Source organism: Pseudomonas sp. HY13-MNA-CIBAN-0226, assembly GCF_040310305.1.
Classification (GTDB): Bacteria; Pseudomonadota; Gammaproteobacteria; order Pseudomonadales; family Pseudomonadaceae; genus Aquipseudomonas; species Aquipseudomonas gregormendelii.
Genome location: NZ_JBEOPS010000022.1, coordinates 1 through 24681, shown reverse-complemented (window position 1 = coordinate 24681; position 24681 = coordinate 1). Strand labels below are relative to the sequence as shown.

General features: G+C 61.7%; 19 protein-coding genes. 10 read left to right on the top strand and 9 right to left on the bottom strand.

Features of this window, described 5'->3' with window-relative positions:
- Positions 1-224: 224 nt before the first annotated feature.
- From AAEZ05_RS22255 to AAEZ05_RS22215, 9 genes are all read right to left on the bottom strand, one after another.
- Complete coding sequence (locus AAEZ05_RS22255; RefSeq protein WP_350648919.1) at positions 225-2087, bottom strand: NAD(P)-binding protein; 1863 nt, start codon at positions 2085-2087, stop codon at positions 225-227.
- 63 nt (positions 2088-2150) lie between these two features.
- Positions 2151-3632, bottom strand: coding sequence for an APC family permease (locus tag AAEZ05_RS22250; RefSeq protein ID WP_045061015.1), 1482 nt, complete (start codon positions 3630-3632; stop codon positions 2151-2153).
- Positions 3633-3884: 252 nt separating this feature from the next.
- Complete coding sequence (locus AAEZ05_RS22245; RefSeq protein WP_122841731.1) at positions 3885-5309, bottom strand: gamma-aminobutyraldehyde dehydrogenase; 1425 nt, start codon at positions 5307-5309, stop codon at positions 3885-3887.
- Positions 5310-5479: 170 nt separating this feature from the next.
- Positions 5480-6307 (bottom strand): ABC transporter permease, encoded by an 828-nt coding sequence (locus AAEZ05_RS22240; RefSeq protein ID WP_045060782.1) that lies wholly within the window; start codon positions 6305-6307, stop codon positions 5480-5482.
- Entirely contained in the window at positions 6297-7244 is a 948-nt protein-coding gene (locus AAEZ05_RS22235; protein WP_205894152.1) for an ABC transporter permease, read from the bottom strand. The genes AAEZ05_RS22240 and AAEZ05_RS22235 overlap by 11 nt, the downstream gene beginning before the upstream one ends.
- A 1-nt stretch (position 7245) precedes the next feature.
- On the bottom strand, positions 7246-8283 hold the full coding sequence (locus AAEZ05_RS22230; RefSeq protein ID WP_045060780.1) for an ABC transporter ATP-binding protein: 1038 nt from the start codon (positions 8281-8283) through the stop codon (positions 7246-7248).
- Positions 8284-8484: 201 nt separating this feature from the next.
- On the bottom strand, positions 8485-9636 hold the full coding sequence (gene ydcS, locus AAEZ05_RS22225; protein ID WP_045060779.1) for a putative ABC transporter substrate-binding protein YdcS: 1152 nt from the start codon (positions 9634-9636) through the stop codon (positions 8485-8487).
- Between the two features lie 89 nt (positions 9637-9725).
- On the bottom strand, positions 9726-11183 hold the full coding sequence (locus AAEZ05_RS22220) for a gamma-aminobutyraldehyde dehydrogenase (protein WP_045060778.1): 1458 nt from the start codon (positions 11181-11183) through the stop codon (positions 9726-9728).
- A 132-nt stretch (positions 11184-11315) separates the two neighbouring features.
- Positions 11316-12230: a LysR family transcriptional regulator gene (locus AAEZ05_RS22215; RefSeq protein ID WP_045060777.1), complete on the bottom strand. Its 915-nt coding sequence runs from the start codon at positions 12228-12230 to the stop codon at positions 11316-11318.
- 184 nt (positions 12231-12414) lie between these two features.
- Here AAEZ05_RS22215 and AAEZ05_RS22210 point away from each other — a divergent pair, with 184 nt between their 5' ends.
- The 10 genes from AAEZ05_RS22210 (at position 12415) to lysS (ending at position 24599) form a co-directional block, all read left to right on the top strand.
- On the top strand, positions 12415-13137 hold the full coding sequence (locus AAEZ05_RS22210) for a tellurite resistance TerB family protein (protein WP_045060776.1): 723 nt from the start codon (positions 12415-12417) through the stop codon (positions 13135-13137).
- A 143-nt stretch (positions 13138-13280) separates the two neighbouring features.
- Positions 13281-14903, top strand: coding sequence for a methyl-accepting chemotaxis protein (locus tag AAEZ05_RS22205; RefSeq protein WP_045060775.1), 1623 nt, complete (start codon positions 13281-13283; stop codon positions 14901-14903).
- A complete protein-coding gene (locus tag AAEZ05_RS22200) occupies positions 14903-15439 on the top strand; it encodes a chemotaxis protein CheW (protein ID WP_350648916.1) in 537 nt (178 codons plus the stop codon). Before AAEZ05_RS22205 ends, AAEZ05_RS22200 begins: the two co-directional genes overlap by 1 nt.
- Entirely contained in the window at positions 15436-16707 is a 1272-nt protein-coding gene (locus tag AAEZ05_RS22195; RefSeq protein WP_350600677.1) for a CheR family methyltransferase, read from the top strand. The genes AAEZ05_RS22200 and AAEZ05_RS22195 overlap by 4 nt, the downstream gene beginning before the upstream one ends.
- Positions 16704-17387: a chemotaxis protein CheW gene (locus AAEZ05_RS22190; RefSeq protein ID WP_350648914.1), complete on the top strand. Its 684-nt coding sequence runs from the start codon at positions 16704-16706 to the stop codon at positions 17385-17387. The genes AAEZ05_RS22195 and AAEZ05_RS22190 overlap by 4 nt, the downstream gene beginning before the upstream one ends.
- The gene (locus tag AAEZ05_RS22185) at positions 17384-19681 is read left to right on the top strand and encodes a hybrid sensor histidine kinase/response regulator (RefSeq protein WP_350648912.1); all 2298 of its coding nucleotides are present in this window, start codon (positions 17384-17386) and stop codon (positions 19679-19681) included. The genes AAEZ05_RS22190 and AAEZ05_RS22185 overlap by 4 nt, the downstream gene beginning before the upstream one ends.
- A complete protein-coding gene (locus AAEZ05_RS22180; protein WP_350648910.1) occupies positions 19678-20688 on the top strand; it encodes a chemotaxis response regulator protein-glutamate methylesterase in 1011 nt (336 codons plus the stop codon). The genes AAEZ05_RS22185 and AAEZ05_RS22180 overlap by 4 nt, the downstream gene beginning before the upstream one ends.
- Positions 20689-20736: 48 nt before the next feature.
- Positions 20737-21738, top strand: a complete 1002-nt coding sequence (locus tag AAEZ05_RS22175) for a diguanylate cyclase domain-containing protein (RefSeq protein WP_350648908.1) — start codon at positions 20737-20739, stop codon at positions 21736-21738.
- Positions 21739-21875: 137 nt separating this feature from the next.
- Positions 21876-22971, top strand: a protein-coding gene (prfB, locus tag AAEZ05_RS22170) for a peptide chain release factor 2 (protein ID WP_122837662.1) whose coding sequence is annotated in 2 segments (ribosomal slippage) — positions 21876-21947 and positions 21949-22971 — 1095 coding nt in all. Because the reading frame shifts where the segments join, the coding sequence is not laid out codon by codon here.
- 125 nt (positions 22972-23096) lie between these two features.
- Positions 23097-24599, top strand: a complete 1503-nt coding sequence (gene lysS / locus AAEZ05_RS22165) for a lysine--tRNA ligase (protein ID WP_045060768.1) — start codon at positions 23097-23099, stop codon at positions 24597-24599.
- The last annotated feature ends 82 nt before the right edge of the window (positions 24600-24681 follow it).

Here is a 24681-nt window from a genome sequence, read left to right as displayed (position 1 = left end):
CCAAAGCGGGATGAAAACAGCACGTTGTTTTATCGCATATCCTTGCTGAAGCACGATCAAACAGAGCTGTTGCTTGAATAGATTTCTCTTGGTTTGATTCCCCCTTCCCTAGCCGTGTGAGAAAAAGGGCTAGTTCGATTCCTGCGCGTAACGGCGCTGGGGGGCAGTATTTACCAACGAACTGCCCAAAACCGTGCCCGCATTTCTACGGGCAGGTCATTCAATCAACCGACTTCCCCCACCGCTCGATACGCCTCATCAATCGCCGCATGCGCATAAGCGCTCCACGCCGCGTCCGAGTTGGCGATGCTGACTCGGCCCACTGGCTGACGCGCCAGGTTCATCAGTTTTTCGCTTTCATCCGCATCGTCATACAGGCTGTTGGAGAAATAGGCGTAGCCGTGCGACCAGCGATTGACCGTGATCGCCAGGATGTCGGTCTGGTGGTTGAAACCGCCAGGGCCGAGCATGCGTTGCAGTTGATCGCGCAGTTGTGCTTCGAGTTGTTCGAACGACTGGCCGTACAGCCGACCACGGCCGGCGCGAGCCTGGTCGCGGGCGTTCATGCCGCTGTTGGGGCTGGTGGGGACGTAGACCATGTGCAGGCCGATGGGTTGTTTCGGGTCGCGAGGATGGTCGTAGCCACCCATGCTGACCGGGTAATCGAGCTTGATGCGGCTGTAGGGTTGGGTCGCGGCATAGATTTCGTGCACGCCCAGCTTCTGGAACGACTCCCAGTTGCGGATCACGACTTTGGTGTAGACCAGCGGGAACTTCACATTCTGGCTCAGCGCGTGCGACTGCTCGGCTGACAGGTCCCGCAACAGGTACGGGATGACCATGTTGTAGCAGGCCATGATGCAGTGTTTGCCGCGCACCTGGTTGAGTTGACCGCCACGGCTGTAGCCTACGTTCACGCCATTGCCGACGTTGCGTACGCTGACCGCCGTACTGTTGAGGCGGATGCGCACGGCGGCCTTGGGCTGATCGAGCCTGGCGTAGTCGAACGGGGCGAGGACCACATCGTCCATGGTGTGTCCCGGTGCGACGGACGGGATCAGACTGCGCACCAGCAGGCGGGCAAGCGATGCGTTGCCGTCGGGGAAGTGGTAGATGTAGGGCTCTTCCATTTCCGCCCGGGCTTCTTCGCTGATGGGTTCCAGATTCATCGCGCTAAAGCCTGGGAAACCGACCGAGTAGGCGTCGGAAGCGGCGACGGCGTCGATGCTCAGCGCCATGAAATCATTGGTGCGACTCTGGAAGTACTTCACCGCCTGGGCTGACAGTCCTACGTCCTTGAGCAGGAAATCCTGGTAGCTGGTGGCTTCCAGGTGCGAGTTTTTTTCCTCGTTGGTCTTGCCGGCCAGATAGTCCTTGGGCGTCATGTGCAGCGCAATCAGCGCCTGGCGATCGGCTGGCGGTAGCGGGAAGTCGTTGATGAAGTCGGTGATGGAGCGGGCGTGGAGCTGATCGGGGGCAATGTCGTCAGCCACCATCGGTGTCGGGTCGCCGCTGACCAGTTTGTCTTCGCCGAAGTTTTCCTTGTCGAAGAACACCGCGCGGGACAAGCCCAGGTCGGGATAGAACTGGCGGTCGAAGGCGGTCTCGAAGCGCTTGATGTCGACACCCAGTTTTTTCAGCAGGCCGTTCACCTCCTTGCTGTACAAATGATTGGGCGACTGGAAGGCTTCGCTGCCGCCGTAGCCGATGATTGTACGACCGCCGGCCGAGAACTCGTTGCGCTTGGCGTGACCGCCAAAGTCATCGTGGTTTTCCAGAATCAGGATGCGTGCTTTTGGATGTTTCTCACGGTAAAACCAGGCCGCGGACAGACCGCTGAGGCCTCCTCCGACAACCACCAGGTCATATTCCTCGGTGATGGGCAGCTTGTCGGTGTCGAAGACCTTTTTCTCCCAGCCCATCTGGTGGGCAATTTCGAAGGAGCCAACGTGGCTGCCGCGCAGGCCGGTGAGGGCAGGTGGGTAATAGCGTCCATCGGGCGCAGCCTGAAGAATCTGCAGTGGCGTCATGCCGGCAGCGATAGTGACTGCAACGCCGTTGAGGAAGTCGCGGCGGGTGATATCCATGTTCAATCCTTGTGGGGTTTGATAATCACCCCGGCACCCGCTCAGGTGCCGGGGCGAGAGCCGTTACCGGCTGATTTTCCAGGCATCGCCCGCAGGCGCGGTGCCGTGGTCGTAAGGTTTGGCGAGCCACATGTACAGCAGGCCCAGGCCGATGACGATGGCGGTGCTCAATACCATGGCGTAGTTGACGTACCAAGCCGCATCCGGGGTGCGTGGCCAGGCCATGTTGATGATAGCGGCGACACCATAGACCAGCGCGCCGATATTGATCGCCCAGCCCCATGCGCCCAGGGTGAATTTGCCACTCGGCTTCCAGCCTTTCATGCGTGCATACAGCGCCGCCAGCACGATCATCTGGAAGGCGAGGTAAATACCGATTGCCGCGAAGCTGACGATCGTTGCGACCGCATCCTGCAGGAAGAAGCCCAGCACTATGATAAGCGCGGGCAGAACGCCGGACACGAACAGCGCAGCAACCGGCACCTGGGTCGTAGGAGAGATCTTCTTCAGCAGCGAACTGCCGATGACCATTTCATCTCGCGCGTAGGAGTACAGCAGGCGACTCGCCGCCGCTTGCAGGCTGATGACGCAGGAGATGAAGGAAACCATCACCACGGCCATGACCACTTTAGAGCCCACCGGGCCGAAGGCGTTGTTGAGGATGGTGGTGACCGGGTCCTTGTCGGTGCCATTGATGACCGCTTGCATGTCAGGCACGGCGAGGATCAGTGCCAGGCAGGCAAACATTGCCGCGATGCCACCGATGTAGATGGTCATGCGCATGGCCACCGGGATCTGCTTGCTGGGGTTTGGGGTTTCTTCGGCGACATCGCCGCAGGCCTCGAAGCCGTAGTACAGGAACATACCCGCCAGCGAGGCGGTGAGGAAGGCGGGCAGGTAGGAGCCGTTGATGCTGATGTCGAAGGTGTTGAACAGCACGCTCAGCGGTTGATGGCGCTCGAACACTAGCAGGTACACACCCACGATCACCGCGCCTGCCAGCTCACACAGGAAGCCGAACATGGCGATGCGCGCCAGCACTTTAGTGCCGCTGAGGTTGACCAGGGTGGCGAACAGCGTCAACACCAGCGCGATGATGATGTTGGTGTTGTTGCTGGGCTCGAAACCGAGCATGGCCGCCAGGTACGGGCCGGCGCCGACGGCCACTGCCGCAATGGTTACGCACAGCGCGATGGAGTAGATCCAGCCGACCATCCACGCCCAGCGCTTGCCCACCAGACGACGCGCCCATGGGTAGACGCCGCCGGAAATGGGGAACTGCGAGACCACTTCACCGAAGATCAGGCACACCAGCAACTGGCCGCAACCGACCAGCAAATAGGCCCAGAACATCGGTGGTCCGCCGGCGGCCAGGCACAGGCCGAACAGGGTATAAACCCCGACGACCGGGGATAGATAAGTGAAGCCCAGGGCGAAGTTTTCCCACAGGCTCATGCTGCGGTTGAAGTTGGAGGTATAACCCAGCTTGCGTAGCTGCTCGGCATCGCTGTCGGCGGCTGTGGGGAGATCGGTTGATGCACTCATGGTCTGTCAGCTCCGGAAAATCGGCAGATTTCGGATGTCCGATGCCGTGGCGTGGCTGTGACAGCGCGCCCGGTTCGGTGGTTTTTGTTTTGACTTCTTTGGGGTGGTGCCTGGTGGTGCGTATTGCCGGTTTCTGCCTTGAAACCGAGGTGACGCCATCGCTGGCAAGCCAGCTCCCACAGGATTTGTGGTTGACCGCAGAGTTGGGTACGTCCCAACCCTTGTGGGAGCTGGCTTGCCAGCGATGCTTTTTTAGTGCTTGAACATCACATGCCGTACCACGGTGTAGTCCTCCAGCCCATACATCGACATGTCCTTGCCATAGCCGGACAATTTCTGACCGCCATGGGGCATTTCGCTGACGAGCATGAAGTGCGTATTGACCCAGGTGCAGCCGTATTGCAGGCGCGCCGACAACCGATGCGCGCGGCCGACGTCGGCGGTCCACACTGACGACGCCAGGCCGTAGTCCGAGTCGTTGGCCCAGCCCAGCACCTGGGCCTCGTCAGTAAACCTGGTCACCGACACCACCGGGCCGAACACCTCGCGGCGAACGATCTCGTCATCCTGCTGTGCGTCCGCCAGCACCGTCGGCTCGAAGAAGAAACCGTTGCCGTCTACCGCCTTGCCACCGGTGATCAGGCGGATGTGCGACTGCGCCACGGCACGTTCGACGAACCCAGCCACGCGGTCGCGGTGCTGCGCAGTGATCAGCGGGCCGAGCTCGGTGGCCGGATCGTCTTGCAGGCCGTACTTGATGCTGCTGACCGCGGCACCGAGCTTCTCGACGAACTTCTCGTAGATCCCGGCCTGGGCGTAGATGCGGCAGGCCGCCGTGCAATCCTGGCCGGCGTTGTAGAAACCGAAGGTGCGAATGCCCTCCACGGCGGCGTCGATGTCGGCGTCGTCGAAGATGATCACCGGGGCCTTGCCGCCCAGTTCCATGTGCATGCGCTTGACGCTGTCGGCGGTGCTGGAAATGATGTTCGAGCCAGTGGCGATCGAACCAGTCAGCGAGACCATGCGCACTTTCGGGTGGGTTACCAGCGGGCTACCCACCGTTGGACCGCGCCCGAACACCAGGTTGAGGACACCGGCGGGGAAAATTTGCGACGCCAGTTCCGCCAGGCGCAACGCGGTCAGCGGGGTTTGTTCCGACGGCTTGAGCACCACGGTATTACCGGCGGCGAGGGCCGGAGCGATTTTCCAGGCGACCATCATCAGCGGGTAGTTCCACGGCGCGATCGAGGCAATCACGCCCACCGGATCGCGGCGGATCATCGAGGTGTGGCCGGGCAGGTATTCACCGCCAGCCGAACCGCTCATGCAGCGGCTGGCGCCGGCGAAGAAGCGGAACACGTCGGCAATCGCCGGGATCTCGTCATTCAGAGCGGCGCTGTAAGGCTTGCCGCAGTTGTCCGATTCCAGCTTGGCCAGCTCTTCGCCGTGGGCCTCGATGACGTCGGCGAGCTTCAGCAGCAGCAGGGCGCGATCTTTCGGCGGGGTCTGTGACCAACCATCGAACGCCGCATCGGCGGCCCGCACGGCAGCATCGACCTGGGCTTCGCTGGCTTCGTTGATCTCCACCAGGACTCGGCCCAGTGACGGGTTGAACACGGCTTGGGCGGGGCCTTCGCCAGTGATCAACTGGCCGTTGATCAGGAGTTTGGTTTGCATGGGGTTGTCCTCTCTGAAGCAATTCTTGTTTTCAAACCGGACCCTTGTAGGAGCGAGCTTGCTCGCGATGGACGTCAACGATGACGAGGGCTGCCTGAATGCACGCGGCGCCCTCAGGTTCATCGCGAGCAAGCTCGCTCCTACAAGGGATTGTTGTGTCAGTCCTGGGATTATTTCCCGCCACTGCCCGCCACGCTTTCGCCGCCACGAGTCAGGTAATACGCGCCGAGGATCGGCAGCATGGTCACCATCATCACCAGCATTGCGACGACGTTGGTCACCGGCACGTCCCGTGGGCGGCTGAGCTGGTTGAGCAGCCACAGCGGCAAGGTGCGTTCGTGGCCGGCGGTAAAGGTGGTCACGATGATTTCGTCGAACGACAGGGCAAACGCGAGCATGCCGCCAGCCAGCAATGCCGAGCCCAGGTTCGGCAGGACGATGTAGCGGAAGGTTTGCCAGCCATCGGCGCCGAGGTCCATCGAGGCTTCGATCAGGCTGTGGGAGGTACGGCGCAAGCGGGCGATGACGTTGTTGTAGACGATCACCACGCAGAAGGTCGCGTGGCCGACGATGATGGTGAACATCCCCGGCTCGATCCCCAGCGTCTTGAACGTCGCCAGCAAGGCAATCCCGGTGATGATTCCCGGCAATGCGATCGGCAGGATCAGCATCAGCGAGATGCCTTGCTTGCCGAAGAAATCCCGCCGGTACAGCGCTGCAGATGCCAGGGTGCCGAGCACCATCGCAATCAACGTCGCAATTGAGGCAATCTGCAGTGACAGCTTGATCGCTTCCAGCACGTCAGGGCGCGAGAACGCCACGCCGATCCACCTCAGGGTGAAGCCCTTGGGCGGAAAACTGAACGCTGCTTCTTCGGTGTTGAAGGCGTAGAGGAAGATGATCAGGATCGGGAAGTGCAGGAAAACCAACCCGCCCCAGGCTGCGATTCTCAAGCCTAATGAAGCTTTCTCCCCCTGCTTGTCTGAATTAGAGTGCATCGAAGGCCCCCAGGCGTTTGACGATAGACAGGTAAATGGCGATCAGCACGATCGGTACCAGGGTGAAGGCGGCGGCCATCGGCATGTTGCCGATCGCCCCTTGCTGGGCGTACACCATGCTGCCGACGAAGTAACCAGGCGGCCCCACCAGCTGCGGCACGATGAAGTCGCCCAGGGTCAGGGAGAAGGTGAAGATTGAACCGGCGGCAATGCCCGGGATCGACAACGGCAGAGTCACCTGCATGAACGTCTGGCGCGGCTTGGCCCCGAGGTCGGCGGAGGCTTGCAGCAGCGAAGGCGGCAGCCTTTCCAGGGACGCCTGGATCGGCAGGATCATGAACGGCAGCCAGATGTAGACGAACACCATGAAGCGGCCCAGGTGCGAGGTCGACAAGGTGCTGCCGCCGACGCCGGGAATACCCAGCACGAACTGCAGCACCGGCTCCAGTCCCAGGTGCTGGACGAACCATTGCGCCACCCCGCCCTTGGCTAGCAACAGCGTCCAGGCGTAGGCCTTGACGATGTAGCTGGCCCACATCGGCATCATCACCGCGATGTAGAAAAACGCCTTGGTCTTGCCCGTGGTGTAGCGCGCCATGTAGTAGGCGATCGGGAAGGCCACGACGGCGCTGGCAATCGACACCACGATGGCCATGCCCAGGGTGCGCATGATGATGTCGAAGTTCGACGGCTGGAACAGCGCAGCGAAGTTCGCCAGGGTCAGGTCGGGGGTGACCGCCATGGTGAAGTCGTCGAAGGTGTAGAAGCCTTGCCACAGCAGGGTCAGCAACGAGCCGAGGTAAATCGCGCCGAACCAGATCAGCGGCGGCACCAGCAACATCGACAGATACAGGTTGGGTCGGCGGTACAGCAGGTTGGCAAACTTGCGCAACGGCGAGCCACCCGACGGGGTTTGGGAGATAGCCAAGGTGTTCATCTCACACCCCGCCGACTGCATGGTCTTGCAGCGGGATCATTGCTTCCCTGGCCCAGCGCGCGATGATTCGCTGGCCGGTCTGGTGTTGGGCGCTGGTGTCCAGCCATTGGTTGTTGGCCTGGCTGATATTCAGGGTCTGGCCGTTTTCCAGCTTCAGTTCGTAACGCGTGGCGCTGCCCTGATATTGAATGTCGTGGAGCAGGCCACTGACTTCGATTTCGTGGCTGGCCAGCGGCCCTTCGGCGAAACGCACGTGTTCCGGGCGAATGGAAAATGGTTGTGGATGGCCGCTCAACTGTTGCGCCAGATCGCCGCGAATCACGTTCGAGGTGCCGACAAACTCGGCAACGAAAGTGGTCGCCGGCTTCATGTACAGGTTGCGCGGGGTGTCGACCTGTTCGATGCGTCCTTTATTGAACACCGCAACACGGTCGGACATCGACAGGGCTTCGGTCTGGTCATGGGTGACGAAGATGAACGTAATGCCGAGTTGGCGTTGCAGCTTCTTCAGCTCGCTTTGCATTTGCTCGCGTAACTTCAGATCGAGGGCACCCAGGGGTTCGTCGAGCAGCAACACTCGAGGTCGATTGACCAAGGCGCGCGCCAGGGCCACGCGCTGGCGCTGGCCGCCAGACAGTTGCACCGGCTTGCGTTCGCCATAGCCGCCGAGGGCGACCATGTCGAGGGCTTCTTCAGCACGTTTGAGGCGCTCGGCCTTGCCCACGCCCTTGACCTTGAGGCCGTAGGCGACGTTGTCTCGCACATTCATGTGGGGGAACAGCGCGTAGTCCTGAAATACGGTGTTGACGTCACGTTGATACGGCGGCAGCCCGGCGGCTTCTTCGCCATGAATACGAATGGAGCCTGCGCTCGGTTGTTCGAAACCGGCGATCAGGCGCAGACAGGTGGTTTTGCCCGAGCCGGAAGGGCCCAGCATGGAGAAGAACTCGCCGTCCTGGATGTCGATGGAAACCCGGTCTACGGCTTTCACTTCGCCGAATAGACGGGAAACGTTGGTGAACTGGACTGCAAGCGTCATGGTGCGGTGCTCCGAAAAGGCGCGCTTTCTATAAAAATTGAATCGGTGGTGTTATCGAAAAAACCGTCCGAACGCGGCTCGCGCCTGCGGCAGCTCCTACGGGACTTGCAGAAGACGCCATATTTGTAGTGCCTGCGGTCGGCGTGGGAGCTGCCGCAGGCTCGGGCCGCGTTCGGACGATCTATTGATCGTGAGAGAGTGTTATCTGCCGCCCATGATCGCGATGTAATCCTGGGTCCAGCGGCTGTACGGCACGAACTTGCCGCCTTCAGCCTGCGGGGTTTTCCAGAAAGCGATCTTCTCGAACTGGTCGAAACCGTTGGTCTTGCAACCTTCGGCGCCCAGCAGCTCGCTGCCCTGGCAAGCGGCAGGTACGGCTGGCAACGAACCGAACCAGGCGGCTACATCGCCCTGGACCTTCGGTTGCAGCGACCAGTCCATCCATTTGTAGGCGCAGTTGGGGTGCTTGGCTTCGGCGTGCAACATGGTGGTGTCGGCCCAGCCCGTGGCGCCTTCTTGCGGGATGGTGGAGGCGATAGGCTGTTTTTCGTTCATCAAGCCGTTGACCTGATAGGGCCAGGCGCTGGACGCGACCACGCCTTCGTTCTTGAAGTCACTCATCTGCACGGTGGTGTCGTGCCAGTAGCGGTGGATCAATGGCTGCTGGGCGCGGAGCAGATCGAGCACTGCCTTGTACTGGGTTTCGGTGAGTTCGTAGGGGCTCTGGATGCCGAGTTCCGGCTTGGCGGTTTTCAGGTACAGCGCCGCATCGGCGATGTAGATCGGACCGTCATAGGCCTGCACGCGACCCTTGTTGGGCTTGCCGTCCGGCAGGTTTTGCGCGTCGAACACCACGTTCCAGCTGGTAGGCGCGGTCTTGAATACGTTGGTGTTGTACATCAATACGTTCGGGCCCCACTGATACGGGGTGCCGTAGGTCTGCTTGTTGACCACGTACCACGGCGCATCCTTGAGGCGCGGGTCGAGGCTTTTCCAGTTCGGGATCAGGTCGGTGTTGATTGGCTGCACGCGCTTGCCCACGATCAGGCGCAGCGACGCATCACCCGACGCCGTCACCAGGTCGTAACCGCCCTTGGCCATCAGGCTGACCATTTCATCGGAGGTTGCGGCGGTTTTCACGTTGACCTTGCAGCCGGTTTCCTTCTCGAAACCGGTCACCCAGTCATAAGCCTTGTCGCTTTCGCCCCGTTCGATGTAGCCGGGCCAGGCCACGATATCCAGCTGGCCTTCGCCGGCACCCACGGCTTTCAGCGGTTCGGCGGCCTGGATGGAGGCACTGGCCAGCAACGCGGTGGTGATTGCACTGAGCAGTGCGGTCTTGTGCACGAACATGGGGTTTCCCTCTTCTTTAATTATGGTCGGGGCAGTTTTAACGGGGTCAAGCCAATGCCTTTACGGCTAATTGTTAGCGTAGTGCGCTTTTATAAATGCTGTCCGTGGCGAGCCATGATGTGCCGTACCACGCTGTAGTCCTGAAGCGAATCGCTGGACAGGTCCTTGCCGTAGCCCGAACGCTTCAGGCCGCCATGGGGCATTTCGCTGACCAGCATGAAATGACTGTTGATCCAGGTGCAGCCGTATTGCAGGCGTGCGGCGACCTGCATGGCCTTGTCGAGATTTTGCGTCCACACCGAAGAGGCGAGGCCGTATTCCGAGTCGTTGGCCCAATCCACCGCTTGTTCCAGCTCCTCGAAGCGGGTCACGGTCACGACCGGGCCGAATACCTCGCGCTGGACGATTTCATCGCTCTGTTTGCAGCCGGCCAGCAGGGTTGGCTGGTAATAGAAGCCGGCACCGGAATGCACGGCCGCGCCGGTGACGCGTTCGATATGCGGTTGGCCGAGGGCTCGTTCGACAAAACTGGCCACGCGATCACGCTGGCGGGTGCTGATCAGCGGCCCAATCTCGTTATCGGCATCGCGCTTGCCGGCGAAGCGCAGGCTGCTGACGGCGGCGCCGAGTTCGGCCACCAGGCGGTCGTGAATCCCGGCCTGTGCATAGAGGCGGCAAGCTGCGGTGCAATCCTGCCCGGCGTTGTAGTAGCCATAGGTGCGCACACCTTCGACCACGGCCTGGATATCGGCGTCGTTGCAGACGATCACCGGTGCCTTGCCGCCGAGTTCCAGGTGTGTGCGTTTCAGGGTTTTCGAAGCGGCCTGGAGTATTTTCTGCCCGGTGACAATATCGCCGGTCAGCGACACCATGCGCACTTTGGGGTGGCTGACCAGGTGACTGCCAACGCCTTCGCCCCCACCGCATACGATGTTGATCACGCCGCGCGGCAGGATCTCGGCCAGGGCAGGGGCCAGGGCCAGGATCGACAGCGGCGTGTGTTCGGAAGGCTTGAATACCAGGGTGTTGCCGGCGGCTAGGGCAGGGGCGATTTTCCACGCGGCCATCATGATCGGGTAGTTCCAGGGCGCAATCGACGCCACGACGCCGATCGGATCGCGTCGCACCATGCTGGTGTAGCCCGGCAGGTATTCGCCGCTGAGTTGGCCGGTCTGGCAACGCACGGCGCCAGCGAAGAAGCGGAACACATCAACCGTCGCGCTGAGGTCATCCTGGCGGGCCAGGTGCAGTGGCTTGCCGCAGTTCAGCGATTCCAGGCGGGCCAGCAGGTCGGCGTTTTTTTCGATGGCGTTGGCGATATCAAGGAGCAGCACCGAGCGCTGTTGCGGGGTGGTACGCGACCAGGTGCCAAAGGCGCGATGGGCCGCAAGGATGGCGGCTTCGACCTGCTCGGTGCTGGCTTCGGCAATGTGGGTCAGCACTTCGCCGGTAGCCGGGTTGAGAATCGGCTCGACAAAGCCTTCGCCCGCGACCAGTTCGCCGTCGATCAATAACGCGGTGAAGATCGGAGTCTGCGCGCCAGCCATTTTTCGGGTTCTCTTTTCTTGTGTGGCCATGGTGCTCCCAGCGACTGGGGCCCGGCCGTCTTATATAGATGTAACAAGACTAGTCTGAGGCCCCGAGGTCGACAAATACTAAATACTGAAGGTGGCGTTCGATTAAATAGATGGCTTGCGCCCGCCGTGGGGTTGTTCGCGGGCGACGGTCAGAAACGGGTCGACCAATGGAGGGCGGGCCGTACCGCGCCGCCAGGCCAGGCCGACGTCCAGGGTCTGGCTGAGATCGGCGATGGGGCGGGCTTCAATGATGTCGCCCTCCAGCGACCATGGGCGATAAGTCATGTCCGGCTGGATCGAAACCCCCAATCCGGCGGCGACCAGGCTACGCACCGCCTCGGTCGAGGCGGTTTTCAGGGTGATCCGCGGTTGCAGGCCGGCGCTGCACCACAGGCGCTGGGCGTTACGGTCCATTTCGTCAACGTTGAGCTGGATCAGCGGCTCGCGTGCGACGTCGGCCAGGTTGATGCTGTCGTGTTCCAGCAGTGGATGCTGGGCCGGTAACCAAAGGCGGTGGGGCGAATGGGTCAGGACCTCGGTCTGCAAGGCGTGGCGATCCTCCAGGTTGGAGAGAATCAAAACGCCGACATCAATCTCGCCGCTGACCAGCAGATGCTCGATATAGGGCCGTTCGTCTTCCATCACGCGCAGTTCCACGTTGGGGTAGGCGCGCTGGAAGCGAGTGAGCAAATCAGCCAGGTAGTAGCCGGCGACGAGGCTGGTCACGCCAATGATCAACTGCCCGGCGACCTGGTCGGTGCTCTGTTGCAGGCTGCGCTTGGCGTTGTCCACGGTTGCCAGGATCAGGTGCGCCTGGCGCAGGAACTGGTGCCCCTGATGGGTCAGCGTCATGCCCTTGGCATGGCGGTTGAATAGGCCGACGCCAATCTCCTGCTCCAATTGCTGGATGGCCAGGGTCAGCGTTGACTGGGAAATGAACGCGGTTTGCGCGGCGGCCGAGATCGAGCCGGTTTCGGCCACTGCAATGAAATGACGGATCTGACGCAAGGTCATCATGAAGAATTACCCGGTGGGCGTTATTTTTAGATGAGCTGGAGTGTATATCTTTTTTTCTGATGGTCAGCAGGACGGTCTGTGTAAGCACGCAACATTCCGAAGCACTCTCTCTGGCGGTCTTCGGGCACTTTCGCTCTAGGCTGATGGCCTTATTTGTCCATAGACCGAATGTTTGGAGGCACACATGATTACCCGTGGCTTACTCGATCAATTGCTCAAGTCCGGGCAGGACCTGCTGCAAAACAAGGCCGGAGGTTCCCACAACAAGTCATCCAGCGGCGGGCTGGGCGGTTTGCTCGGTGGTTCCGGCAAGTCGTCCGGCCTCGGCGGGCTGCTGTCCGGCGCCGGTGGTGGCGCTCTGGCAGCGGGCGCCATGGGTCTGTTGATGGGTAACAAGAAGGTGCGCAAGGTTGGCGGCAAGGTCGCCATCTATGGCGGCCTCGCGGCGCTCGGTGTTATTGCCTACAAGGCTTATGGCAACTGGCAGGCCCAGCAGGGCACGGCACCGAAGCAGGAACCGCAAACCGTGGACCGGGTGCCGCCCGCCCAGGTTGAGGAACACAGCCAGGCGATCCTCAAGGCGCTGGTGGCGGCGGCCAAGGCGGATGGTCATGTCGATGAGCGCGAACGTGAGCTGATCGAAGGCGAATTCACCAAGCTCGACAACGATCAGGAATTGCAGCACTGGTTGCACGCCGAGCTCAACAAGCCGCTGGACCCTGCAGACGTTGCCCGCGCCGCCAGAACCCCGGAGATGGCGGCCGAGATGTACATCGCCAGCGTGATGCTCGTGGATGAGGAAAGCTATATGGAGAAATCCTACCTGGAAGAACTGGCTCGCCAGCTCAAACTCGAACCGGGTTTGAAGGTTGAACTGGAAAAGCAGGTGCGCCAGGCTGTCGTGTAGGGTCTGGCTCGCTGGCGTGGTCATTTGCAGCCACGCCGCCTTCCTCATTCATCGGGATGAGAATTGGTCTGCATCTGTCTTATAAATGAAACAGCGCCCTCAGCTATACTCGGCAGCATTTGATATGGCTCCGAGGACTGACTGTGAAGAACTGGACGTTGCGCCAACGCATTTTGGCGAGCTTTGCGGTAATCATCGCCATCATGCTGCTGATGGTCATTGTCTCCTATTCCCGTCTACTCAAGATCGAGGAAAGTGAGGCCAGCGTCCGTGAAGATGCGTTGCCGGGGGTGTATTACAGCTCGATGATTCGCGGCGCCTGGTCCGACAGTTACCTGCATATCCAGCACATGCTCGGACTCAAGGAGGGGCAGGGTGTCAGTGCTGCGGACGAGGCCGAGTTCAATGCCTTCGAGGCCCGTTTGCTGGAGCAGATGAGCAACTACCAGGGCACTTTCACCACGGATGAGGACAAGATCGAGTACGCCACCTTCGAAAAACTGCACCAGGACTACAAGAAAACCCTTGCCGCAGTGCTCGACTTGCACAAGCGCAATCAGGAGGTCGAGGCGATCCGTCTGTTCGACGAGCAATTGACCCCGGCCTGGAAAGCCGGGCGGGTCAAGCTCAATGACATCATTCGCCAGAACAAGGCAGTGGCCGACCAGGACATCATCGCCATCGATAACGCGGTACTCACGGCCAAGATCATCATGGGCATCTCGCTGCTGATCGCAGTACTGGCCGCCGGCCTGTGCGGCCTGCTGTTGATGCGCGCCATCATGGCGCCGATGAACCGCATTGTGAACATCCTCGAAATCATGCGTACCGGTGACCTCAGCGGCCGTCTCAACCTGGATCGCAAGGATGAGTTTGGCGCCGTCGAAACCGGCTTCAACGACATGATGACTGAACTCACTGCGCTGGTGTCGCAAGCCCAGCGCTCGTCGGTACAGGTGACGACTTCGGTGACCGAGATCGCCGCCACGTCCAGGCAGCAGCAGGCCACGGCCACCGAAACGGCGGCCACCACCACCGAGATCGGCGCGACTTCCCGGGAAATCGCCGCGACGTCGCGGGACCTGGTGCGCACCATGACTGAAGTCTCCTCCGCCGCCGACCAGGCCTCGGTGGCGGCGGGTTCTGGCCAGCAAGGCCTGGCGCGCATGGAAGACACCATGCATTCGGTGATGGGGGCTGCCGACCTGGTCAACGCCAAGCTGGCGATCCTCAATGAGAAAGCCGGCAACATCAATCAGGTGGTGGTGACCATCGTCAAGGTAGCCGACCAGACCAACCTGCTGTCGCTCAACGCCGCCATCGAAGCGGAAAAAGCCGGGGAATACGGCCGCGGGTTTGCCGTGGTTGCCACCGAAGTCCGGCGCCTGGCGGACCAGACTGCCGTGGCCACTTACGACATCGAGCAAATGGTGCGCGAGATCCAGTCGGCGGTGTCGGCGGGTGTCATGGGCATGGACAAATTCTCCGAGGAAGTGCGCCGCGGCATGTCCGAGGTGCAGCAGGTCGGCGAACAGCTGTCGCAGATCATCCATCAGGTCCAGGCGCTGGCGCCTCGGGTGCTGATGGTCAACGAAGGCATGCAGGCTCAGGCCACCGGCGCGGAACAGATCAACCATGCGCTGGTACAGTTGGGTGATGCCAGCAGCCAGACAGTCGAGTCTCTGCGCCAGGCCAGTTTCGCCATTGACGAACTGAGCCAGGTGGCTGTGGGCTTGCGTGGCGGCGTGTCGCGATTCAAAGTCTGATGAGCGAACTCGCAGGCAGACGCGCCGCCGTGGCGCCGGCAAAACAGTCCTTGTTTCTGGTGTTTCGCATCGGCGACGAGCGCTATGCCTTACAAGCGATCGACGTGGCGGAAGTACTGCCGCGCGTGCCGCTAAAGCCAATTGCCAAGGCGCCGGCCTGGGTGGCCGGAGTGTTTGCCTATCGTGGCGCGGTCGTGCCGGTGATCGATCTCAGCGCGCTGACCTTCGGCCGACCGGCACAGCTACGTACCAGCACGCGGCTGGTGCTGGTGCACTACCGTGCTGATGAGACCGCGCCGGCGCAACTGCTCGGGCTGATCCTCGAGCAGGCCACCGACACCCTGCGCTGCCATCCTTCGCAGTTCCAGCCATATGGCCTGGACAATCGCCAGGCGCCGTACCTCGGGCCGGTGCGCGAAGATGCCCAGGGTTTGCTGCAATGGATACGGATCGCCGACCTGCTGGACGACTCGGTGCGCGCGCTGCTGTTTCCGGCCCAGCCTCTGGACCCGGCGCTGCATGAGGAGCGGTCATGAGCAGCGATCAGCGGTTTTTCGACTTCCTCAAGGAACGCATCGGCCTCGACGTGACATCGGTGGGGCCAGCCATCATCGAGCGCGCCGTGCGCCAACGCAGCACGGCCAATCATGCGCTGACCGCCGACGACTACTGGCACCGCCTGCAGGGCTCGCGGGACGAGCAGCAGGCGCTGATCGAAGCCGTGATCGTGCCCGAGACCTGGTTCTTCCGTTACCCGGAATCCTTCGCCACCCTGGCGAAGCTGGCGGCCACGCGCCTGGCGCAAATCAACAACCTGCGCGCCCTGCGGATTCTCAGCCTGCCTTGCTCAACTGGCGAGGAGCCGTACTCGATTGCCATGGCGCTGCTCGACGCCGGCCTCAAGCCGCATCAGTTCAAGGTCGAGGGCATGGATGTCAGCCCACTGTCGTTGGAAAAAGCCCGGCGCGCGGTGTATGGCAACAATTCGTTTCGCGGCCAGGACATCGAATTTCGCGAGCGCTATTTCACCGCTGAAGACGAGGGCTATCGCCTCGACGAGCGAGTCCTGGACCAGGTGCGGCTGCAGGTCGGCAATCTGCTCGATCCGACCCTGCTGGCCAACGAGCCCGCCTACGATTTCGTGTTCTGCCGCAACCTGCTGATCTATTTCGACCTGCCGACCCAGCAGCAGGTCTTTGAAGTGCTCAAGCGCCTGACCCACGTCGACGGCGTGCTGTTCATTGGCCCCGCCGAAGGCAGTCTGCTGGGACGTTTTGGCATGCGCTCGATCGGCATCCCGCAGTCCTTTGCGTTCAGTCGCCAGGCGGCACCCGAGCCGGTTGCGGCTTTCCTGCCAACCGTCCTGCCAACCCCGCAGGCCCAGCGCCAGCCGGTGAGCTACGTGGCGCCAGCGCGTCCCCGACCCTTTGCAACCGTGGCTCCCGCGCCGCGGGCGGTAAAAACACCGCCGTCGGACGCCGCCGCTTTGTTGGTGAACATCGCCGCGCTGGCCAACGAGGGCAAGAGCGCCGAGGCCCGCGCTGCATGCGAGAGCTACCTGCGCAGCCACGAACCGGTGGCTCAGGTGTTCTACTGGCTGGGCTTGCTCAGTGACATAGCCGGCAGCGCCCTGGAGGCCCAGGGCTTCTATCGCAAGGCGTTGTACCTTGAACCGCAACATCCCGACGCGTTGATGCACCTGGCGGTCTTGCTGCAATCCCAGGGCGATACGGCGGGTGCCAGACGATTGCAGGACCGCGCCGCGCGCAGCGAGCGCGCCGCTGACAGTGAGCGTAAACGATGAACGCCTCCGACACCTTGAGCTTCACTCATGCAGATGCCCAGGCCATCGACGACTGCTGGAACCGCATCGGGGTCCACGGTGACAGGTCCTGCCCGCTGCTGAGCGAGCATATACATTGCCGCAATTGTGCGGTGTATTCCGCTGCCGCTACGCGCTTGCTCGACCGCTACGCGCTGCAGCAGGAAGATCGCGGACAGGTTTCCAGTAGCGTTGAGAGCGACGTCAAAACACGTTCGCTGCTGATGTTTCGCCTCGGCGAAGAATGGCTGGGGCTGGCCACTCGCACGCTGGTGGAGGTGGCTCCGATGCAGGCGATTCACTCATTGCCGCATCAGCGTTCCCGGGCTTTGCTGGGCGTGGCGAATGTACGCGGCGCGCTGGTGGCGTGCCTGTCGCTGGTGGAGTTGCTCGGGCTCGACACTGCCGCTGTTGCGGTCCCCGGCGCGCGCACCATGCCGCGCATGTTGATCATCGCCGCACACGGTGGGCCGGTGGTGGTGCAGGTGGACGAAGTGGACGGCATCCATGCCATCGACGAACGGGTCCTGGAAGCGGCGTCCCGTTCCGGCACCCAGGCCAGCAGCAAATACACCCATGGTGTCTTGCAGTTCAAGGGTCGCAGCCTGCGTTGGCTGGATGAAGAACAATTGCTGTCTGCGGTGACCCGGAGCCTGACATGACCCCCGAACAGATGCGCGATGCCTCGCTGCTGGAACTGTTCAGCCTGGAGGCCGAAGCCCAGACCCAGGTACTGAGCGCCGGCTTGCTGGCACTTGAACGCGACCCGACCCAGGCTGATCACCTGGAGTCGTGCATGCGCGCCGCCCACTCGCTCAAGGGCGCGGCGCGGATCGTCGGCGTCGATGCCGGGGTCAGCGTGGCGCACGTGATGGAAGACTGCCTGGTCAGCGCGCAGGAAGGCCGCCTGTACTTGCGCCCCGAGCACATCGACGCCTTGCTGCAAGGCACTGACCTGTTGATGCGCATCGCCACGCCCGATAACGCACCGGGCATTGCGGACATCCAAGCTTACGTCGCGCTTATGGGGCTGTTGCTCGATCCTATGGCGCTCGCGTCCCCGATCAGCACGCCCATTGCGCCGTTCATGGCCGAGCCGGAACCCGAAGCGCTGGCGCCGGTGATCGAGGTCCCGGTTCCGGTGATCGAGCCACTGCCTGTTGCTCCCGCCGAACCCCCGGTGAAAAACCGCCGCACCACCGATACCGGCGAGCGGGTCCTGCGGGTCACGGCGGAACGCTTGAACAGCCTGCTCGACCTGTCGAGCAAGTCCCTGGTGGAAACCCTGCGCCTGAAGCCGCACCTGGCCACCATGCAGCGCCTCAAGCGCGTGCAGGGCAACGGCTTGCGCGCCCTGGAAAACCTCAATGCGCTTCTCAAGGATCAGGGCTTGAGCCTGGAAGCCCAGGAAGCCCTCGACGATGCTCGTCGGCTCCTGGCCGAATCCCAGCAACTGCTGGTGGAGAAAAACGCCGAACTGGACGAGTTTGCCTGGCAGGCCAGCCAGCGCGCCCAGGTGTTGTACGACACCGCGCTGGCCTGTCGCATGCGCCCGTTCGCCGATGTACTGGCCGGACAGGCGCGGATGGTCCGCGACCTTGGTCGCAGCCTGGGCAAACAGGTGCGTCTGGAGATCGAAGGGGAGAAGACCCAGGTCGACCGTGATGTGCTGGAAAAGCTCGAAGCGCCGCTGACGCACCTGTTGCGCAACGCTGTCGACCATGGCATCGAAACCCCCGAGCAGCGCGTGCTGGCGGGTAAGCCCGCTGAAGGTTTGATCCGCCTGCGCGCCTCGCACCAGGCCGGCCTGCTGGTGCTGGAGCTCGGCGATGACGGTAGCGGCGTGGATCTGGAGAAAGTCCGGCGCAGCATCATCGAGCGCCATCTGTCCCCGGCCGAGACCGCCGCGCAGTTGAGCGAAGAGGAGCTGCTGACGTTCCTGTTCCTGCCGGGCTTCAGCCTGCGCGACAAGGTTACCGAAGTCTCCGGTCGTGGTGTCGGCCTGGACGCGGTGCAGCACATGGTCCGCCAGTTACACGGCGCGGTGGTGCTGGAGCAGACGGCGGGCGAGGGCAGTCATTTCCATCTTGAAGTGCCGCTGACGTTGTCCGTGGTGCGTAGCCTGGTGGTGGAAGTCGGTGACGAGGCGTATGCCTTTCCGCTGGCGCACATCGAGCGCATGTGCGACCTCGAGCCCGCGGACATCGTACAGGTCGAGGGTCGCCAGCACTTCTGGTACGAAGGCCGGCACGTCGGCCTGGTGGCGGCCAGCCAACTGTTGCAGCGCCCTGCCAGCCAGGGCGGCCAGGAGACGCTAAAGGTCGTGGTGATCCGTGAGCGCGAGGCCATTTATGGGGTGGCCGTGGAGCGGTTCATCGGCGAGCGGACGCTGGTAGTCTTGCCGCTGGATGAACGCCTGGGAAAAGTGCAGGATATTTCCGCCGGAGCCCTGCTCGATGACGGTTCGGTAGTACTGATCGTCGACGTCGAAGACATGCTGCGATCCGTGGACAAACTGCTCAATACCGGGCGCCTGGAGCGGATCGCGCGCCAGGGTAATCAGGTCGTGGAGGCCGCTCGCAAGCGTATCCTGGTGGTCGACGACTCCCTGACCGTGCGCGAATTGCAGCGCAAGTTGTTGCTCAATCGTGGTTACGATGTCGCCGTCGCGGTCGATGGCATGGATGGCTGGAATGCCCTGCGCTCGGAGGATTTCGATCTGCTGATTACTGACATTGACATGCCGCGCATGGACGGCATCGAGCTGGTGTCTTTGTTGCGGCGCGACAACCGCCTGCAATCGCTGCCGGTGATGGTGGTTTCCTACAAGGATCGCGAAGAGGATCGCCGTCGTGGACTGGACGCTGGCGCCGACTATTATCTAGCCAAAGCCAGTTTTCATGACGATGCCCTGCTTGATGCAGTGGTTGAGCTCATCGGAGGAGCACGGGCATGAAAATCGCAATCGTCAACGACATGCCCATGGCGGTAGAGGCCCTGCGCCGCGCCGTGGCCTTCGATCCGACGCACCAGGTGATCTGGGTCGCCAGCAATGGCGCCGAGGCAGTGCAGCGCTGTGCCGAGCAGACGCCGGACCTGATCCTGATGGACCTGATCATGCCGGTCATGGATGGCGTCGAGGCCACTCGCCGGATCATGGCCGAGACTCCCTGCGCCATCGTGATCGTCACCGTCGACCGCCAGCAGAATGTGCATCGGGTGTTCGAGGCCATGGGACACGGCGCGCTTGACGTCGTCGACACCCCGGCGCTCGGGGCCGGCAACGCCCAGGAGGCCGCTGCGCCGTTGCTGCGCAAGATCATCAACATCGGCTGGCTGATTGGCGACAAGGGCAACCGCGAGCGCCCGGCCCCCAATACGTTACGCACCTCCGGCTCGCGCCAGCGGCTGATCGCCATAGGTTCTTCCGCTGGCGGGCCTGCGGCGCTGGAAGTGCTGCTCAAGGGTCTGCCGCGGGATTTTTCGGCGGCCATCGTGCTGGTGCAGCATGTCGACCAGGTGTTCGCCGCCGGCATGGCCGAGTGGCTCAGCAGTGCCAGCGGCCTCAATGTGCGCCTGGCCCAGGAGGGCGAGCCACCGCAAAGCGGCACGGTGCTGTTGGCCGGCACCAACCATCATATTCGCTTGTTGAAGAACGGCACCCTGGCGTATACCGCCGAACCGGTCAACGAGATCTATCGGCCCTCGATCGATGTGTTTTTCGAAAGCGTGGCCAGTCACTGGAATGGCGATGCGGTCGGGGTTTTGCTTACAGGCATGGGGCGCGATGGCGCACAGGGGCTTAAACTCATGCGTCAGCAGGGCTACCTGACGATCGCGCAGGACCAGCAAAGCAGTGCGGTGTACGGCATGCCCAAGGCGGCTGCAGCCATCGACGCGGCGGTAGAAATTCGTTCGCTGGAAAAGATAGCGCCCCGATTGCTGGAGATTTTCACAAAATGAAGACCTTCATCAGCATTCCGGGCCCAGGCAGTACTCAGGTGATCGCACATGAATGATTTACAGCTCGACGACTTCAAGACCGATGAAAACGCCGCCATGGTGTTGCTGGTGGATGATCAGGCGATGATCGGCGAGGCAGTGCGACGCGGCTTGTCGCACGAAGAAAACATCGACTTCCACTTTTGTGCCGACCCGCACCAGGCCATTGCCCAGGCGATGCGCATCAAACCGACCGTCATCCTGCAGGACCTGGTGATGCCCGGCCTCGATGGCCTGAGCCTGGTGCGTGAGTACCGCAATCACCCGGCGACCAAGGACATTCCGATCATCGTCCTGTCGACCAAGGAAGACCCGTTGATCAAGAGCGCGGCGTTTGCCGCCGGCGCCAATGATTATCTGGTCAAGCTGCCGGACAACATCGAGCTGGTGGCGCGCATTCGTTACCACTCGCGGTCCTACATGACCCTGCTGCAGCGGGACGCGGCTTATCGGGCATTGCGCGTGAGCCAGCAGCAGTTGCTCGACACCAATCTGGTGCTGCAACGCCTGATGAACTCCGATGGCCTGACGGGGCTTTCCAACCGCCGGCATTTCGATGAGTACCTGGAGCTGGAATGGAGAAGGTCGGTGCGTGACCAGACCCAGTTGTCGTTGCTGATGATCGACGTCGACTACTTCAAGTCCTACAACGACAACTTCGGCCACCTCGAAGGCGACGAGGCCCTGCGCAAGGTCGCCCTGGCGATCCGCGATGCAAGCTCCCGGCCGTCCGACCTGCCGGCCCGCTACGGTGGCGAGGAGTTTGCCCTGGTGCTGCCCAACACCTCCCCTGGCGGTGCCCGGTTGGTCGCGGAAAAACTGCGCCAGACCGTTGCGGACCTGAAAATCCCGCACATCGCACCGGCCGAAGGCTCCAGCCTGACCATCAGCATCGGCTTGTCGACCATCACGCCGGAGCACGGCAGCGACTGCCGGCAACTGATCCTGGCGGCGGACAAGGGGCTGTACCAGGCCAAGCACAATGGGCGCAATCAGGTGGGTATCTCGTAATGTGGGACCAAGCCCGCTCCCACTGGGACAAGCAGGGCAAATCATTCACCCTTAAAGCCGCCAGGCGGGCTGCCGTGACAGCCTGATTACGGTATACTCGCCGGCTTTCAAAAGTTCGCCAACGAGTGCCGCCCGCCATGGAAATCAACCCGATCCTTAACAGCATCAAGGACCTGTCCGAGCGCTCCGAAACTATTCGGGGGTATCTTTGACTACGATCAAAAGCATGAGCGTCTGACCGAAGTCAATCGCGAGCTTGAAGATCCGAGTGTCTGGAACAACCCTGCCTACGCCCAGGAACTGGGGCGCGAGCGCTCCCTGCTGGCGCAGATCGTAGAAACCCTCGACGAGATGCACTCGGGCCTGGCTGATGCCAAGGACCTGCTGCTGATGTCCGCCGAGGAAGAAGACCAGGCCGCCGTCGATGACGTTGCCGCCGAAGTCGAGCGCCTGCGCGAGTCCCTGGAAAAACTCGAATTCCGCCGCATGTTCAGCGGTGAGATGGATGCCAACAACGCCTACCTGGACATCCAGGCCGGCTCGGGTGGTACCGAGGCCCAGGACTGGGCCAACATCCTGCTGCGCATGTACCTGCGTTGGGCTGACAAACGCGGTTTCGACGCGACCATCATGGAGCTGTCCGCCGGTGAAGTCGCCGGGATCAAGGGCGCAACCGTGCATATCAAGGGCGAATACGCCTTTGGCTGGCTGCGTACCGAAATCGGCGTGCATCGCCTGGTGCGCAAGAGTCCTTTCGACTCCGGCAACCGTCGCCACACCTCGTTCTCGGCCGTTTTCGTTTCGCCGGAAATCGATGACAACATCGAAATCGACATCAACCCGTCGGACCTGCGCATCGATACCTACCGCTCCTCCGGTGCCGGTGGTCAGCACGTAAACACCACCGACTCGGCCGTACGTATTACCCACGTACCGTCCAACACCGTGGTCAGCTGCCAGAACGAACGTTCCCAGCACGCGAACAAAGACACCGCGATGAAAATGCTGCGGGCGCGCTTGTACGAGCAGGAAGTGCAGAAACGCAACGCTGCCTCGCAAGCCCTGGAAGACACCAAGTCGGACATCGGCTGGGGTCACCAGATTCGCTCCTACGTTCTGGATGCGTCGCGAATCAAGGATTTGCGCACTAACATCGAGCGCAGCGACTGCGACAAGGTGCTCGACGGCGACATCGACGAATACCTGGTAGCGAGCCTGAAACAAGGCCTGTAACACGTGCAATACGGGATCGCCTGAAAAAACGCGGCTCCTCCGGGAGCGGCGGTGCGGCGATCCGACTTGCCCGCGATCCCCAGCCGCAGGCTGTGGACAATGAACCTGATGGAATACTTAAAGACATGAGCGACCTAGAACTCGACCCGCAAGCCCTGCAACAGGAAGAAAACTCCCTGATCGCCCTGCGCAAGGAAAAGCTGGCTGCCGAGCGCGCCAAGGGCAATGCCTTCCCGAATGACTTCCGCCGCGACAACTACTGCGAAGACTTGCAGAAACAGTACGCGGACAAGACCAAGGAAGAGCTCGCAGAGGCTGCAATTCCGGTCAAGGTTGCCGGTCGCATCATGCTCAACCGTGGCTCGTTCATGGTGATCCAGGACATGTCCGGGCGCATCCAGGTCTACGTCAACCGCAAAACCTTGTCTGAAGACACCCTGGCCGCGGTCAAGACCTGGGATCTGGGCGACATCATTGCCGCCGAAGGCACCCTGGCGCGTTCCGGCAAGGGCGACCTGTACGTCGAAATGACCAACGTGCGCCTGCTGACCAAGTCCCTGCGCCCGCTGCCGGACAAGCACCACGGCCTGACCGACACCGAGTCGCGCTACCGTCAGCGCTACGTTGACCTGATCGTCAACGAAGATGTGCGCCAGACGTTCCGCATTCGCTCGCAAGTCATCGCCCACATCCGCAGCTTCCTGATGAAGCGCGACTTCCTCGAAGTCGAAACGCCGATGCTGCAGACCATCCCGGGCGGCGCGGCGGCCAAACCGTTCGAAACCCACCACAACGCCCTCGACATGGACATGTACCTGCGCATTGCGCCGGAACTGTACCTCAAGCGTCTGGTGGTTGGCGGTTTCGAGAAGGTCTTCGAGATCAACCGCAACTTCCGTAACGAAGGCGTCTCGACCCGTCACAACCCTGAATTCACCATGTTGGAGTTCTACCAGGCGTACGCCGACTACGAAGACAACATGGACCTGACCGAAGAACTGTTCCGCGAACTGGCACAGCTGGTCCTGGGCAGTACCGACGTGCCTTATGGCGACAAGGTGTTCCACTTCGGCGAGCCGTTCGCGCGCCTGTCCGTGTTCGACTCGATCCTCAAGTACAACCCTGAGCTGACTGCAGACGACCTGAACGACATCGACAAGGCCCGTGCCATCGCCAAGAAAGCCGGCGCCAAGGTGTTGGGCTTCGAAGGCCTGGGCAAACTGCAGGTGATGATTTTCGAAGAGTTGGTCGAGCACAAGCTGGAGCAGCCGCACTTCATTACCCAATACCCGTTCGAAGTGTCGCCGCTGGCCCGTCGCAACGACGACAACCCGAACGTCACTGACCGTTTTGAGCTGTTCATCGGTGGCCGTGAAATCGCCAACGCCTACTCCGAGTTGAACGATGCGGAAGACCAGGCCGAGCGTTTCATGGCGCAGGTGGCCGACAAGGACGCCGGCGACGACGAAGCCATGCACTACGACGCCGACTTCGTTCGTGCGCTGGAGTACGGCATGCCGCCAACGGCGGGTGAAGGTATCGGCATCGACCGCCTGGTGATGCTGCTGACCAACTCCCCGTCCATCCGCGACGTGATCCTGTTCCCGCACATGCGGCCGCAAGCGTAAGTGTTTGTCTAGTCCTGAAATAGGTTTACATCTGTTTCACCCCAACGCCCGATGCACCGCATCGGGCGTTTTGTATTTCAAG

What these genes read in the sequence shown, in the direction of transcription:
- AAEZ05_RS22255 (WP_350648919.1), bottom strand. Translation starts at nt 2,087, where the DNA reads ATGGATATCACCCGCCGCGACTTCCTCAACGGCGTTGCAGTCACTATC.
- AAEZ05_RS22250 (WP_045061015.1), bottom strand. Translation starts at nt 3,632, where the DNA reads ATGAGTGCATCAACCGATCTCCCCACAGCCGCCGACAGCGATGCCGAG.
- AAEZ05_RS22245 (WP_122841731.1), bottom strand. Translation starts at nt 5,309, where the DNA reads ATGCAAACCAAACTCCTGATCAACGGCCAGTTGATCACTGGCGAAGGC.
- AAEZ05_RS22240 (WP_045060782.1), bottom strand. Translation starts at nt 6,307, where the DNA reads ATGCACTCTAATTCAGACAAGCAGGGGGAGAAAGCTTCATTAGGCTTG.
- AAEZ05_RS22235 (WP_205894152.1), bottom strand. Translation starts at nt 7,244, where the DNA reads ATGAACACCTTGGCTATCTCCCAAACCCCGTCGGGTGGCTCGCCGTTG.
- AAEZ05_RS22230 (WP_045060780.1), bottom strand. Translation starts at nt 8,283, where the DNA reads ATGACGCTTGCAGTCCAGTTCACCAACGTTTCCCGTCTATTCGGCGAA.
- ydcS (WP_045060779.1), bottom strand. Translation starts at nt 9,636, where the DNA reads ATGTTCGTGCACAAGACCGCACTGCTCAGTGCAATCACCACCGCGTTG.
- AAEZ05_RS22220 (WP_045060778.1), bottom strand. Translation starts at nt 11,183, where the DNA reads ATGGCTGGCGCGCAGACTCCGATCTTCACCGCGTTATTGATCGACGGC.
- AAEZ05_RS22215 (WP_045060777.1), bottom strand. Translation starts at nt 12,230, where the DNA reads ATGATGACCTTGCGTCAGATCCGTCATTTCATTGCAGTGGCCGAAACC.
- AAEZ05_RS22210 (WP_045060776.1), top strand. Translation starts at nt 12,415, where the DNA reads ATGATTACCCGTGGCTTACTCGATCAATTGCTCAAGTCCGGGCAGGAC.
- AAEZ05_RS22200 (WP_350648916.1), top strand. Translation starts at nt 14,903, where the DNA reads ATGAGCGAACTCGCAGGCAGACGCGCCGCCGTGGCGCCGGCAAAACAG.
- AAEZ05_RS22195 (WP_350600677.1), top strand. Translation starts at nt 15,436, where the DNA reads ATGAGCAGCGATCAGCGGTTTTTCGACTTCCTCAAGGAACGCATCGGC.
- AAEZ05_RS22190 (WP_350648914.1), top strand. Translation starts at nt 16,704, where the DNA reads ATGAACGCCTCCGACACCTTGAGCTTCACTCATGCAGATGCCCAGGCC.
- AAEZ05_RS22185 (WP_350648912.1), top strand. Translation starts at nt 17,384, where the DNA reads ATGACCCCCGAACAGATGCGCGATGCCTCGCTGCTGGAACTGTTCAGC.
- AAEZ05_RS22180 (WP_350648910.1), top strand. Translation starts at nt 19,678, where the DNA reads ATGAAAATCGCAATCGTCAACGACATGCCCATGGCGGTAGAGGCCCTG.
- AAEZ05_RS22175 (WP_350648908.1), top strand. Translation starts at nt 20,737, where the DNA reads ATGAATGATTTACAGCTCGACGACTTCAAGACCGATGAAAACGCCGCC.
- lysS (WP_045060768.1), top strand. Translation starts at nt 23,097, where the DNA reads ATGAGCGACCTAGAACTCGACCCGCAAGCCCTGCAACAGGAAGAAAAC.